Genomic DNA, 13,528 nt, shown 5'->3' with positions numbered 1-13,528 from the left:
TCTTCTTCCCAGCTTTTGGAAAAGTACTGGTTCGGCTCGCCGTGATTCGCGAGATCTTCGGGCACGCCAAACTCGATGCTGGACTTTGCCGAAGTCGCGCCCATGATCACTTCATTCGGGTCGAGAAGCTGGTGCGTCACGCCGTCACAATCCACGAACTGCCCGCCATACACGTAAATATCCACGCCGTTAAACTCGCCCTTTCTGAGCTTGTTCACATTTGGTGACAGGCTGCCGATCTCCACGCGGCGGCGATCGAGCGCGTCCATGACTTTCTTGTTATTGCGGAAAGCACGCCATGCGCTGGTGCCCATAATGCACACATCTGCACCGTGGCCGGTTTCGTCCAAAATCCGCGCGCCCCAGTCCTCAAAATCCTTTTCCGGGTCCGCGTTTTCACTGGACCAGTCCACGGACTGCGCAAGCACAATTTTGTTTTCTGCGGGCATCTGGAAATCAATATCCAGCGCCTTTTTCCCGTCCTGCTCAACGGTCAGGCTCCCCGTAACGGCCTGCGCGCACATGCACTCAATGGTCAGCTCGATATCGTCCTTCATGGCGTCCAAATCCTGAACGAGAGTGCGCTCCATTGCGGCTTGCAGGTCCACTGAGGGCTGGCGGTAAACGCCTGCTCCGGGCTGGGTTGCGTCGACGAGTTCGGGTGCGGAAAAGCGCTGCACCGGATTCATGCGCGGGGTTTTGACCGTGCGCAGTTCGCGGCGGGTTTTGGCGGAAAGCGTTCCGCCCTCGTAGTCAGTGACCAGAGGCACGAGCTGGCGGCCACGCACCACGACTTCGATCTGCGCGAACTTGGTGCTCAGCTCGTTTCGCACGCGAAAGAAAAGTTCCTTGAAAAGCCCCGGAAGCATCGGGCGCTTTTTGACCACGTCAGTGAGCGAGATCGCTTCAAACTGGCTTGGGAGTTCCATGCTCATTTTCTATTCCTTATTTGACGTAAAGGCCGTGAGAAGCCAGTTTTTCAATAGCTGCCGCTGTCTGCGGGGCCGTGATGCCAGAGGGCCAGCCAAGGCCAGCGCTGCGAAATTCCCCGTGCACGTAGACGTTCGCCACGGCGTCGCCGCTTTTGGGAATGGTCACGTCTTCCACCAGCACGCATGCGGCGTTTTCTGTGCCATCGCTGCCGCCGGGGTCGAGCACGGCAAGCTTTCCTGTCGCCGTGACCACCGCGAGCACCGTTCCAGCCAGGAGCCGATGCTCTGTGCCCGTGGATGCGAGCGTTTTGTTTTTCATGACTGCGGGGTGTGCCCCGACGAAATTCGGGGCCTGATAGGACTGAACGTGCATTTTAACTCCTTGGAAGCGCGCTCATTCGCGCGATGCTTTCCTGCATGGCCTCGGCCTTGAGCTGTGCCTCATCTTTTTGCGGTTCGGCGTGGGCCAAGGGCTTGGCGGAATTGTCAGTAATAGCGGTTAAAATCTGCTGTCGAGAGCTTGCATCCGCCTGCGCCTGCTCTGCTTTTGGCTGGCTCTCAGGCTGTGCCAAAAGTGGGCGCAAAGCTTCGAGCTGCGCGTCAGTAATCCCGGCCTTGGCAAGCGCGGAAAACTGCGCTGCCACGGCGTCCCCGGCCACGGCCTTCACCAAACCCGCGGCACTGTGCATCAGCTCCTCGCGGAGCTTTTCCGTACTCGCCGCAAGCGTGGCCTCAGCCTCGCGCGTCACCTCGGCAAAGGCGTCCGGATATTTCTTTTCGAGTTCTGCCCTGTTCATGGGTGTTTCCTTGGCTAAAAGTTCTATGAGTTCGTCGCGCCCGGCTGTGATGCCCGTCAGAAGCCCTTTTTCGAGCGCGTCCCCTGCAAGAAAGATTTTCCCGTCAGCCCAGCTTTCGGAGCTGCTGGCGTCGAGACTCATGCTCTCGGCCACGTCCTGCGTGAAGAGCTGATATGTGGCGTCACAACCGGCCTGCAAATAGGCCAAATCATCGGCGGAGAGCGGATTTTCCGAGTTGCCAACAACCTTGTATTTCCCTGAATGGATGTACGTGACGTTCGCGCCCTTTCGCTCGATACTTTTGGACCAGTCCACGTGCTGCATGACGATGCCAATGGAGCCAAGGCGCGCGGTCTGAGGCGCATAAATTCGGCCTGTGGCAGCTGCTATCCAGTACGCAGCTGAAAGAGCGTTGCCGTCGGCATAGGCGCACATGGGCTTCTTTTCGCGAGCCGATCTGATCCAGTCGGCTAGGACTTTCACGCCGTCCACGCCGCCGCCCGGGCTATCCACATTCAGCAAAATGCTGCTCACCTTCGGGTCATCCAGCGCCTGCGCAATGTCCTGCTGAATGGCCTCGTATCCACGAGACCACCAGCCGCCGCGCTTGCTGAGCGTGCCCACCGCGTTGATGATCGCCACGCCCTGCCGGGTCTCATAGCGAGGCGCAGGTTCAGGAGCGCGGAAGAGGCTTCCCGATGCCTCCGCCGCGCCCAGCTCTGCACACACGGATGCCAAGGCGTCGCCGTCAATGGCCCAAATCTGCTGCTGAAAAAGTTCATTCATTGCTGTTGTCATCGCGTTCCTCTGTGCCGCTTTCCATCTTCCGAAGGCGCTGCTGCTCGCGCTCGATCTGGTCCCACACCTCGTCCAAATCCTGCCCGCGTTCGGCGATTACTTCGCTGTGCGTGCAGAGTTTCAGGTCCAGAGCCTCGCGCGTGGCCGTGATCTCTTTCACCGGGTCCACGTAACCGCGAGCCGGGCCAATCCATGACGCATTTGTGTAGGCGTGAATTGCCTCGTAAAAATCAGGCGCGCCCTTTGGAAGCTGGTACATGCCGCGAAGCCACGCCTCTTCCTGCACCATGCGCCAAATGGGCTGACAATAGTGCCGCACGATCCACGTGCGATAGAGCATGAAGACCCGCCACGCTTCGAGAAGCGCGGCACGGGCCGAAGAATAATTTGTCTTTGAATAGTCTTTGGCGAGGACCTCGTAAGGCATGCCAACGCTGGCCGCCATCGCGCGCATAATCATCTCGGCGAATGGCGTGAAATTGCTTCCGGGCCGGTTACTTTGGAGCACGGTCGGCTCTTCGTTCTTGTTGCCGTAGAGCACCTGCCCCGGTTCAAGGTATTGATAGTGCTTGCCGGGGGCTTCATCCTCTTCCTGCGCAAAGGCTCCAACCACGGAATTCGGGTCTTTCACCGAGATAAACACGGGAAAGCTCGCAGAGACGATCTGCGCCATCAGCTCATAATCCAGCGAGTCATTCAGGTGCCGAAAAAGCTTCATTCCCGGAGCGAGGCGGCTCACGCCGCGCACCTGCTCTTCTTCCTCGGCGCGAAAGCAGTGAAACACGCCGGGTCGGTGCCCGGTTGCTGCTGGCAGGCGCTGAAATTCAGATGATGCAAGGGAGCGGTACGAACGCGAAAGGCTCGTACTGCGGGGGCTGGCAATCCAGTATGCGAGGGGTTGGCCGTATGGGGAAATTTCGACGCCGTCATGAAGGGACGTGTCGAGCCTGCGATCAGATGGGGTGCACAATCTGGCGGGGTGAATATCCTGAATGCACAGGGCGAAATCGCGCCCGGCGCTTGGGAGCATTACCGGAATATGAACCAGTTCCCCGCAGCGCAAAAGGGAGCGCATGCCAAGGAAAACGAGATCATCAAAGTGGAGCTTGCCGGAGACATGAGCCTGCCGGTTCCAGAGCTGCCACGCCCATTCCATATCCTCGCCGAGTTTGCGGGCGTCTTCCGGGGAAATCCCCAGACGCTGGGCATTCACGTGGGATTGTGGGCGCAGGCCGGAGCCAATGGTGTTGACGGTAATGGAGTCGACCACGGAAGCCGCTGCCCAGTCATTAGCGACAAGGTCCTCAGATCGGGCAAGCGTGCGGGCGCGCTCGGCGGCAACGCTGGAAAGCGAGGTGCGGCGCGGGTCGTACTTGGAAAGGGTTCCGCGAAGAGATCCCGCGTCACGAGAGACCGGACGGCGGGAGTGCGAAACGCGGGAGCGAACAGCCCGACGGGTACGGCGGGCCGCTGTGGCGACGGTGGCGCTCATCGGCGCACCCGCCCTACTACGACAATGGGGCCGGATTCGCCGGACAGAGCACGAAGCTCGTCACGAAGAAACGTGATTGTCGTGCGGATCTCTGCCACGTCCTGAAGCGTCAGCGCGCGGCTGCCTATGGTGTAGCTTTTGCCACCAGAGACGCGCAAAAGCGCCTGCTTCCACTGCGTGAGCTGTTCCTGAAGTTCTTCTTTCGTCCAAACCATAATGCCCCGAAGCATATTCGCTCCGGGGCATTACGTCGTGGACCTCGTGGACGTCGTGGGGAGAAAAGAATAAACCGTTGAACTATGATTATTCCATATTTCCCAACACATTTTCCTCGAGGTAAGGGCAACTCTCCCTTGCACTTTTATTTCACTGTTTATAAAAAAAGACATACTACAATAACAGTCACTAACCATTTTCATAAATGTCAATACGTTCGAATCCTTACGAGCTCTTAAGGGTAACTTTTTATTTTTAGGTGTATATAACGTAAGTTTTTCATCTTCGACTTGCCCATCAATCTTGTATTCTTTGCCCTTTCCATGAACATCTAAAATAAAAAATGGCTTCCAGCCCTGCTTCTTACGAACAAAAGAACAAGCTTTTTTTTGTTCTTCTAAGCTAAGAGATTTTAGATGAATAGTACGCCCTCGAGAAATCCCAGCGGGTCTCCTATCTCTCGATGTACAAGCGTGCTTTGGCCAAGGAGGCCCCAAAGAGTCAAAAAAGACACGTCCACCAGTCGGTGATTCATAAAAAAAAACAAATGCTCCACAAACCGGACACCTACAATTAGGAATTGTATAGCCTCTCGGACTAGGATGAATAGGAGGCACCTCTACTATCCAATTATCCATCCCAGAGCTAGTAGCTCGTTGACCACGGGCTTCCCCTCCCCAGCCTCAAGTACACCCCGGAGGATGATTCCAAGCATTACACATTTTTACTCCCCCTTTTGTTTATTAAATATCCTATATTTTATAATTGATATCATTTCAATAATAATTCTAAAATTCATCCCCCACAGTCCCCCATCTCACCCACATATACGCCAACAGGTAGGCATCAAACGCGAGTCGAGTCCAACGAAACGGGCCAATCAAAGCAGAAACGTACGATCCAAACACAAAGAGCACATATTGAAACAAGAACTTTCTTTTTGGGCTGGTTCCCTGCCCCCGCGCAGGTCCCACAAACGCAGCAACAGAAAAAGCCACCAAGAGCATCGAATCTACAGAGAGTATTCCACCAGCTGACATCCCCATAAGTGCAGTGACAGCCACCCTCGCGACGACATAAAAGAGATACTGCGAAAAAGCCCACTTAAAGAAATCCTGTTCAGGAGTAAGAACAAACGGAAATTTTATCAGGTTCACCAGCCACTTCATGTGCCCCTCTCTTTATATTCTTTTATTTATAACCCTCCTAAGTTCATGCATTTTTGCGTTAGAATCAAGGAAGACTCTAAAATTTCATCGCGTCCTGTCATTTATTCCCTACTCAAGCCCAAAAGCTACCCAAGCCGCAACATATTCACGCGGTAATATTTCCCGTCACTACGGCTCAAAAGCAAACCCATCTCTTTCAGCTTTTTCAGATCACGCCGAGCTGTTGCCACACTCACCCCACCATAAAGCGCCCGCAAAACAGGGTGCGAAAACACATCATTCAGGGAAAATTCCAGCATGGTTTCAAGAGCAATTTGCAGCAAGTCAAGCTGCCGCTGCGAAAGATCTTTCTCGCGGTGCAAAATATGGTAGTAGTCCTTTAGAGACAGGCGACGAATTGAGAGCGTGACATGCTCCTTGATCTCTTTCAGCGAGGAGATAATGCCGTCAAAATAGAAGCTCAAGAAAGGCGTCACATCTTCGGGATGCTTACTTTTGATCACCCGCGAAAATGCAATGAAATACTCGTCGATGTTTCGATAGTAAAAGTTCGACATCATTTGCGGCAGGTATTTAATCCCCGCCTGATCAAGAATCATGGCTTCGACAAAACGCGAGGACCTGCCATTTCCATCTTGGAACGGGTGAATTTTCGCGAGATGAAAATGCGCGAGCGCAGCCCTGATCATCGGATCTAGTCCCGCCATTTCTTCGCTATTCATCCACTCAACAAAAATCCCCATGAGCGTCTGTATATCGTCCAATGTCTTCGGTGGCGTATAGCGCCCACCATGATCCGCATTACCCACAAAAACCGGCTCATTCCGGTAATTACCGGGACTGTTATGGAAATACTCAATGCCGCGCGTCAGCGTCCTGTGAACGTCCCGAATGAAGTCTTCCGTCACGCCCCAAAAGCCCTGCTTTTCTCCATCCAACAATGCATACAGCGCTTTCAGGTTGCCAATTTCCAGCTCCGAACGCCCTTCTAACTTGAGCGCATCGTCAGCCGTTAGCAGTGCTCCGACTTCATCCTCGCTCAGACTATTCCCCTCAATTGCAGCCGTTCCAAAGATTGACCGCTTAATTATATCCTCTCTCAGCTTCGCCGCGATATGAGGCAGAATCGGCAACTCGCTTACCGTTGAGTACAGAATGCGGCTTTCGATGATCTTGGGAGAAATCACCTGCTCATCATATTCACACGAGAAGATAAACTTCCCTGTCTTATGCGTAAGATGCTTTTTTGTCACAGGTTTTGCAACCATATTTGCAACCTTATCTCTCTTTAATTTATTGAAAAAATCAAATTTAGCTCATTTTTATGATTCACATTTTAAACTCCCTTGCACACAAAGGCAACCTCACAAAAAAAGGCGACCTTTCAGTCGCCTTTTTTCTCTTCCCCTCCCTCAAAAATCCATATAGTCCCGCACGTCCTTCTCCCAGACCCATATGGCCCGGACTTTTCCGATGCGGAACGCGGGGATTTTCCCGGCGTTCACGAGGTTATAGAAATGACTTTTGGAGCAGTTCAACATATCGCATGCGTGCTTCCAGTTCAGCTTTCTTCCTTTCATATCTTCCATAGCGTTATCTCCTCGCGAACCAGTTCGGACGCCCGCCGGGTCTGGCCTGCTGTTGAAATGTCGGTTCAGGTCTGCGCTGCTCTTCCCTTTTGCCCCGTGGCATCCGCCTTTTCCAATTGCGGATATCCAGCTCATATGTCGCCACGAGCGCCATCACTTCGCAGTCCCAGAAATGGTTGTCTTTGTTGTCCGGACACATCCAGCACAGCTTCTCATCATCGTAGTATTCGGCGGTCATTTCCCGCGCGTACTCGTCACTGATCCCGTTATAGAGATGAAACGCCCCCGGATCTTCCGGCAGGATTTGCAACTTCGCCGCAAGATCGTTTTTGAAAAATGTCGTGTCGACTTTCCAGAGCACCAAGCCGCCAGGTATCCGGAGTTTCGTCCCCGGATAGAACTCCTGCGGCGAATACTGCACGGGCGTCGCCAGCGTGCGCTTGCCCTGATATGGAAAGACTTTTCCCCGATGCCGCGCACAAAACGAATAGACGTCCTTTGTCCGCGTTCCCATCGCATCCTGAACGGCCAGCCGGACGCGGTATTCTTTTCCATCTGCATCGAGATACACGTTCTTAAAAAGCACCTGCTCCAGCGCCTCAAAGGTCGGAACACTGCCCGCCTGCACGAGCCAGCTTTCTTCCTCTCCGCCCCAGCCAAAAGCCCGAATCACGTAGCGGAAATATCGGTGCTGCGTATCCACTCCAGCCACCAGCACTGCCGCCCTCGGCGTTCCATCTTTCAGGCAGCCCGGCACAATACCACGCGGCCGATCGTCGCAGAGTTCAAGGATTGCATCCTCCGAGCGCTGCACGTCATACGCCCGCCACGGTTCAGCCTTGTACTGGTTCATGAAGTCCTTGAGATCGTCCCTGTTTCCACTCTTTTTCCAGCGCAGGAACGCCGCCGCTATCTCCGACAGGGAAACAAAATACGAGAGCCACGAAGGAATATGAAAGCCGATCTTTGCAGGCCGGTTTGTCTTAAGGTGCGCAGAAAGCTCCAAGCCTGTTCCGCGCGCCCGCCACTGTCCAAGCCTCACGGCCTTGTCCCTGTCGTTATCGTCCCAGCACGCGCCGCAGGTCTCGCATTCGTACCACGCGAGGCGCTTTGACAGAACAAGCTCTGGTTCCTGCTTAATCTCGTCCTCTTGCGGCCACTTGATGCGGTCAAAATTCATGAGCTGCCATGTGCCGCAATGCGGGCAGCGCACCCAAAAATCAAACTTAGCCTGCGCTTCTTCGCCAAATGCGCGCCAGATCGGGCCGCCCTCAATGGTCGGCGTGGAGATTTTCCAGATCTTGCGCTTGCGCCGCCATGTGGTGGTTCGCTTTTCCGCCAGCGACTCGCTCGAAGCCTCATTTTTCGGATTCTGATACTTGTCCAGTTCATCCAGCACCAAGTAACGAATTGGCTTGTTCCCAAGCCTCGAAACAGAACCGGACCAGCCTAAATAAATGGTCATATGCGCGAGGTTCAGGCGAAGGCTGCTCGTGTCGTCAGCCTGCCCTGTCAGATAGGTCCGAAGACGCGGGCTAGCCTCCAGCATCGGCGCAATTCGGTCCTGCGCATTTTCCTTGGCCGTGATGCGGTCTGGGAACACATACATTGCAGGACCGGGCGCGCGGTCAATGGCGTAGGCCACGCAGTTATGAATCGCCTCGGAGCCGCCCGTCTGCGGCGTTTTGCAAATAATGATTGTCTCGACTGACGGAAAAAACGAGGCGTCCATAATGCCCGTCATGTACGGCGTTACATCGTTATGCCAGCGCCCCGGAATGGATGACTGGTGCACCACGCGGTGGCGCTCTGCCCATTCACTCACGGGAATCGGCTTACGCCGTCGAAAGACTTTTCGCTCGCCCTGTGAAAATTGAAAAACATGCGTCTGCCCGGCCTGCCGAAGCACGGCCTCCCGAACACTTTCAGGAAGCCAGCCCGGCAGTTTATCCACGCGTACCTGTCGCGTCTGCGATTTCATCCGAATACGTCACCTCAAATTCAAGAACGCTGGAATATTCGTTCAAAGCCTCATCGAGCATCGCCTCGAAGCGCTCCAAAAACTCCTGAGACTTGCGCGGATTACCGCCAACCAAATGAATAAGGTCCAGCACATTCATTTCCACTGCCTGCCGAATCCCGGAGCCAAGGACCACGCCCCGGCTCGCAAGCTCCAGCTCTAAATTTTCTCGCGGAATGTACTTCCCGCGCTCAACCTCTGCCCGGAACTGAATCCGTGAGGTCTCTTCCTCAAGCTTGTGAATCGTCGCAAGCTGCCGCCGTGCAGCCAATTCCTTGAGCTGCTCAGAGTCCTTTTTCGGCACAGCCATGACCGGCAAGCTTTCCGCATACGCCAGCACCTCCGACTCCGAAAAGGTCCCGTCTGGCTGCTTTCGCAAAAGGCCAGACTTGATATCCGCATAGAGCTTTGACTTTTTAACCTTGCGCCCCTCTTCCGAGAGGAACGCCAGCACATCTTTCGTGCTTTTCACAACGTCGCTCACCGCTGTTCCTTTCGCCGTCTTTGCGCAGGCTGCACCTGCTCACATGGAATATAGCGACACGTCTCCGCAAAGCGCGGGCCTTTTCCAATGGGGATGCGCCAGACTTCACCAGCGTCCAGAATGGGCGGAGCCATGACACGGTAGAGTTCTGATTCATAGCCTGCGTTTTTCCCCTCGCCTTCCAGCACATATTCGCCTTTCACGGTCACGATCTCGCCCACGCGGAACTCTGGTGGAGTCAGATCGACCGATGCCGCCCGGCCAAGCCCAAGGCGTTCAGCCAGCCTCTCGCACACCCGCTCAAGCGCTTTGCGCACGGTCACCTCGGCCTTGCGATCGCCGCCAAAAGGCACCCACGCCTCGCCCTCTTTCAGACGATAGCGCCCGGCATCCCCGTAAAAACGGAACTTCGTGGGCTTTTGGTCTGGAAACTGGAGTGAAAGAGTCGCTACTTTTTGCACTGTTTTTCACCTCAATTTTTGCAGTATTTCAAAATATTCTCGGCGCTAACCCGATTCACAGGCAAAGCCTCCATCCATTCCATGATTTCCGGCTCCCAAAAGCGATCTGCAAGGCGTCTAAACTCGTTCCAGTGTGCCTGCGCCCATTTGTCGTCAAAAATCAGCTCCGCGCCGCTTTCTCCGCTTAGCTCCATCGAAATGGGCTTGCCGGTCAGCTCACGCTGAAATTCAATGACCGCCTGCGGAATCTTCGCCGGAGCTTCTGCCCGCTTTTCCTTCTTGGATGCGGCCACCAGAAACGCAGGCGAAAGTCCCGCCCGAATCCACTCCCGGAGCTGCACACCCTCGGCCACGGCTTCGCCCGGATCTTTGCCAACCGGCACGGGCCAGCGCTTGGCCTGCGAATAGGTTTTCTGCCACCAGCCGCGAATCCGTTTTTTCATCTCTTCGCTTTTCGCAACTTTTGGATCTGCGCCCTCATCCTGCGCAGGCTCAAAATCCAAGGCATTCAGGATGCACAGGCTTTTCTGAAAAACCTTGTGCCCAAACTCGTCAGGCTTGGTGCTGATTGAGCCAAGCCCCACCGCGCCGATAGTGGAGCCTGTCGCGGCAGCACAGGCAATGGCATCCAGTTCAGCCTCGACCACCACAAACGCCTTTGCGTCCTCGTGCAAAATCATGGGTCCCATTCCAGAACCCGGCAGCACATAATATTTAGGGCCAAACTCACGCGGAGCAGTCCTGCGAATGCGAACACGGTACAGCAGGCCATCGCGAAAAGTTGGAATCACAAACCCGCGAGGAATCCAGAGCTTTTTAGGTTTGCCATTGTCCTTGAACTCCTCAGGTAGCCCCCATGCAGTTCGGTCGCGGTAACAGTCCCGGCCCTGCTCGCCGGGGTTCCAGCCAAGACGAAAGGCTTTTACGGCTTCCAAGCCAATGCCCCGCGCGGCCAGCATGTCCAAAGCCGAAGGCGTCTGGAGCAATTTACGATGCGCCCACGTAACGAGCGCATTGGATTTGCAGCGCCACATTTCCTTGGGCGACTCCATGCGACGCGGGGCAAAAGCCTGTGGCTTCGGCGTAGCGCCCGGAGCCTTGGGACTCGTTGGCCGGGAACTCATCGCGGCAGCGTCCTTGAAGCTCATGCCCCGGAATTCTCGCAGGTACTGGATGAGGTCGCCGCCCTGCCCGCAGATCCGGCACCACCAGCTCCCCTCGCCGCCATTTTGTTCAGGCCAGATAAGGAAGCGATCTTTCCCACCACAGCCCGGACATGGGCCGTGATATTCACCGCCCTTTCGCGTGGACACTTTGCGCCCGGTACAGCCGTCCTCTTCGGCAAGCTTCAAAACGTTCATTTTCCCTCTTCCTTCCTATGGTCCTACAAGGTCCTGCCTATGGTCCTGTTATGGTCCTACTCTTAAACCTTTCTTTTTCTTTACTTTTATTCTTTATCAGGACCATAGGACCATAAAATAGAAAAATAGAAAGAAAAGAATACAGAGCTTCATAGGCCGACTTCTCAAATATATGGTCCTATGGTCCTAGTGGGCGCACTAGCCCCCGGCAACATTGAGTTTTTGAGTAGGACCATATTTTTCGCTATGGTCCTGCCTTCGTCCTAAGGTCCTACTTTTCCGAGCTGCCAAAGAGTCCCATTTCAGACTTAAAATCTGGACTGAGAAGCACGCCGTAATACCAGTTCTTCCCGCCGACCTTGCGCTTTGGGAACTTCTCCTGTGCGAGCTTTCCGAACTTGCGCTGCGGGAAGTTCTTTTTCTTGCTGATGTTCTGCCCGTACCACTTCACAAAAGCGTCATAGAATTCCGTGGCATTCACGCGGGTCGTGGGGTCATTCTCATCCGGTTCCACCACGAGGCAGCATTCATCAATAAAGATAGAAAGCAGATCCTCATCGCGGCGGTATTCATCCGTAGCCGCCAAAACCTTGGGCGGTGGATTCAAACCTTCCTGCTGCCATTCAAGACAACCGCGAACCAGCCACGCCAGAATGCCGGGCAGTTCCTGCCGAAGCTTGTCTTTCAGCCCCTTGTCTCGAGTCAGCTCGTTTGGCTTCTGCGGTTCGCCTTTCACAAAGCGACGTTCAAAGGGAATAAGGTGCATGCGCTCCCAGAAAGCAAAGTCCGAAGATGGAGCATGCGGCTTATGGTTAGTCAAAAGGAAAAGCGTGTGGGTCGGGGAAAACGTGACGGGCCGCTTGTCATTGGGCCAACGTCCGGTGAGCTGATCGCCACCAGAAAGCCATTTGCATCGAGCGGCTGAGAAGCGCCGTCCCTCGTCAGTTTCCGAGGCAAAGACTGCACGCAAACCAAGCAGGGACATGACCGAAGGACTCGGCGCATCCGAGGAGCGCGCTGTGCCCTGATCGAGCAGCATTTCCGAAGGAATGGGACCAACGAGAGGTCCAAGCACCTGAGAGATCATGTCCACCAGCACGGACTTTCCGTTACGGCCATCGCCATAAAACACGGGCAAGATGTGCTCTTTGTCACCACCGCGAAGCGTGGAGCCGAAGAGCCGCCGCAGGTAGTCGACCATTTCCGCGTCATCGCTCATGATCTCGAACAGAAATTTTTCCCAGTTCGGCGCTGCAAACTCGAAGCCCTGCCATTCCGTAGGCGCTGCCTTCAAAAGATAATCGTCTGGCCGACCATCCCGAAACGTCCCGGTTCGCAGGTCCAGCACGCCATTCTTGCAGGCCATGACCCACTGCTCCTGATCAATTTCATCGCCTTTGATTGCGAGCGGCTCCTTGTAGGTCTGCGCAAATTCCAGACACGCTTCCGGGCCACCCTTGCGCCACAAGCGGCGCGCCCGATTCATGATCGTTTTCTGTTGTGACTCATACATTTTCGCGATCTCCTTATTCCCGCCTTTCAAGGCTTCCGAGGCGTTCACGCCTGCTTTTTGTGCTGCACTGAGCAGCACGTCGATCACATCATTCACACAGGTCTTTGCCCGCTCCATCGTGTCGAGCTGCCAGTGCACACCGTTAAATTCCATCCATTCGCGGGACTGGCGGTTGAACACAAAGCGCCCGCGCTGGAGCTTGGCGTAAAGTTCACCAAGCCCCGCGTCTTCGGACATCACGCAGTTCATGACGTTCAGATTTTGAGGCGTCGTGTTCTTTCGTGTCCCCTGCTCGGCCTTGGCTCTGGCCTCGACCATTTCCCGAATTTCCGAGAGCTGCATAACGTTGTCGCCGTCCTCGCAGGGGCTGAATCCTGCAAGGCGCTGATTCTCCTGAGTGCTCATTTTTTGACCTCCCAAATGAGTGACACGAATCTCTAAAAAGTGGTGCTAATATGGTGCAGCACCTGAATTTTTCCATTTTTCCACGTCATTTTTTCCGTGCCCCTTGCGCAAAACCTGAGCTGTTTGACACCCGTACAAAGTGAAGGCTGGGAAGGACCCGTAAGACCTTCAGCATGCACATCTGGCGATTCAGGCTCTTTGGATTTTTGGTCGGCACTCTTCCTGTGGGGGGATCGGGGGGCTAACCTGACCCAGTGCCGGAAAAAAAGACGAAAATAAAAGCATCTACCG

General features: G+C 54.8%; 13 protein-coding genes. All 13 read right to left on the bottom strand.

Going from position 1 to position 13,528, the window contains the following annotated elements; genetic code table 11:
- Positions 1-935 (bottom strand): major capsid protein (locus B5D23_RS14565; RefSeq protein ID WP_078686191.1); only part of this gene is annotated, 935 nt, incomplete at its 3' end.
- Positions 936-945: 10 nt separating this feature from the next.
- A complete protein-coding gene (locus B5D23_RS14560) occupies positions 946-1,305 on the bottom strand; it encodes a head decoration protein (RefSeq protein ID WP_078686190.1) in 360 nt (119 codons plus the stop codon).
- Position 1,306: 1 nt separating this feature from the next.
- Complete coding sequence (locus tag B5D23_RS14555; protein ID WP_078686189.1) at positions 1,307-2,527, bottom strand: S49 family peptidase; 1,221 nt, start codon at positions 2,525-2,527, stop codon at positions 1,307-1,309.
- Positions 2,508-4,019: a phage portal protein gene (locus B5D23_RS14550; RefSeq protein ID WP_078686188.1), complete on the bottom strand. Its 1,512-nt coding sequence runs from the start codon at positions 4,017-4,019 to the stop codon at positions 2,508-2,510. Before B5D23_RS14550 ends, B5D23_RS14555 begins: the two co-directional genes overlap by 20 nt.
- A complete protein-coding gene (locus tag B5D23_RS14545; RefSeq protein ID WP_078686192.1) occupies positions 4,016-4,234 on the bottom strand; it encodes a DUF6148 family protein in 219 nt (72 codons plus the stop codon). Before B5D23_RS14545 ends, B5D23_RS14550 begins: the two co-directional genes overlap by 4 nt.
- A gap of 789 nt (positions 4,235-5,023) precedes the next feature.
- Positions 5,024-5,404, bottom strand: a complete 381-nt coding sequence (locus tag B5D23_RS14535; RefSeq protein ID WP_078686186.1) for a hypothetical protein — start codon at positions 5,402-5,404, stop codon at positions 5,024-5,026.
- A 125-nt stretch (positions 5,405-5,529) separates the two neighbouring features.
- A complete protein-coding gene (locus B5D23_RS14530) occupies positions 5,530-6,672 on the bottom strand; it encodes a Fic family protein (protein ID WP_078686185.1) in 1,143 nt (380 codons plus the stop codon).
- Between the two features lie 144 nt (positions 6,673-6,816).
- Positions 6,817-6,993 carry a helix-turn-helix transcriptional regulator gene (locus tag B5D23_RS14525; protein ID WP_078686184.1) on the bottom strand — a complete coding sequence of 59 codons (177 nt, stop codon included), beginning with the start codon at positions 6,991-6,993 and terminating at the stop codon, positions 6,817-6,819.
- Between the two features lie 4 nt (positions 6,994-6,997).
- On the bottom strand, positions 6,998-8,974 hold the full coding sequence (locus B5D23_RS14520; protein ID WP_078686183.1) for a terminase gpA endonuclease subunit: 1,977 nt from the start codon (positions 8,972-8,974) through the stop codon (positions 6,998-7,000).
- A complete protein-coding gene (locus tag B5D23_RS14515) occupies positions 8,940-9,485 on the bottom strand; it encodes a hypothetical protein (protein WP_144012642.1) in 546 nt (181 codons plus the stop codon). The genes B5D23_RS14520 and B5D23_RS14515 overlap by 35 nt, the downstream gene beginning before the upstream one ends.
- Positions 9,486-9,493: 8 nt before the next feature.
- Positions 9,494-9,958, bottom strand: a complete 465-nt coding sequence (locus B5D23_RS14510; RefSeq protein ID WP_078686181.1) for a hypothetical protein — start codon at positions 9,956-9,958, stop codon at positions 9,494-9,496.
- Between the two features lie 11 nt (positions 9,959-9,969).
- The gene (locus B5D23_RS14505) at positions 9,970-11,319 is read right to left on the bottom strand and encodes a primase-helicase zinc-binding domain-containing protein (RefSeq protein ID WP_078686180.1); all 1,350 of its coding nucleotides are present in this window, start codon (positions 11,317-11,319) and stop codon (positions 9,970-9,972) included.
- A 271-nt stretch (positions 11,320-11,590) separates the two neighbouring features.
- On the bottom strand, positions 11,591-13,237 hold the full coding sequence (locus B5D23_RS14500) for a DNA primase family protein (RefSeq protein WP_078686179.1): 1,647 nt from the start codon (positions 13,235-13,237) through the stop codon (positions 11,591-11,593).
- Positions 13,238-13,528: the final 291 nt, after the last annotated feature.

It is taken from the genome of Desulfobaculum bizertense DSM 18034, from assembly GCF_900167065.1.
In the GTDB taxonomy this organism is placed as follows: Bacteria; Desulfobacterota; Desulfovibrionia; order Desulfovibrionales; family Desulfovibrionaceae; genus Desulfobaculum; species Desulfobaculum bizertense.
Note: the sequence above shows the minus strand (reverse complement) of the source record. Positions and strands in the feature narration are given on the sequence as shown.

Bases quoted from the DNA above. Each gene is read 5' to 3' on its own strand.
- B5D23_RS14560 (WP_078686190.1), bottom strand. From the start codon at position 1,305: ATGCACGTTCAGTCCTATCAGGCCCCGAATTTCGTCGGGGCACACCCC.
- B5D23_RS14555 (WP_078686189.1), bottom strand. From the start codon at position 2,527: ATGACAACAGCAATGAATGAACTTTTTCAGCAGCAGATTTGGGCCATT.
- B5D23_RS14550 (WP_078686188.1), bottom strand. From the start codon at position 4,019: ATGAGCGCCACCGTCGCCACAGCGGCCCGCCGTACCCGTCGGGCTGTT.
- B5D23_RS14545 (WP_078686192.1), bottom strand. From the start codon at position 4,234: ATGGTTTGGACGAAAGAAGAACTTCAGGAACAGCTCACGCAGTGGAAG.
- B5D23_RS14535 (WP_078686186.1), bottom strand. From the start codon at position 5,404: ATGAAGTGGCTGGTGAACCTGATAAAATTTCCGTTTGTTCTTACTCCT.
- B5D23_RS14530 (WP_078686185.1), bottom strand. From the start codon at position 6,672: ATGGTTGCAAAACCTGTGACAAAAAAGCATCTTACGCATAAGACAGGG.
- B5D23_RS14525 (WP_078686184.1), bottom strand. From the start codon at position 6,993: ATGGAAGATATGAAAGGAAGAAAGCTGAACTGGAAGCACGCATGCGAT.
- B5D23_RS14520 (WP_078686183.1), bottom strand. From the start codon at position 8,974: ATGAAATCGCAGACGCGACAGGTACGCGTGGATAAACTGCCGGGCTGG.
- B5D23_RS14505 (WP_078686180.1), bottom strand. From the start codon at position 11,319: ATGAACGTTTTGAAGCTTGCCGAAGAGGACGGCTGTACCGGGCGCAAA.
- B5D23_RS14500 (WP_078686179.1), bottom strand. From the start codon at position 13,237: ATGAGCACTCAGGAGAATCAGCGCCTTGCAGGATTCAGCCCCTGCGAG.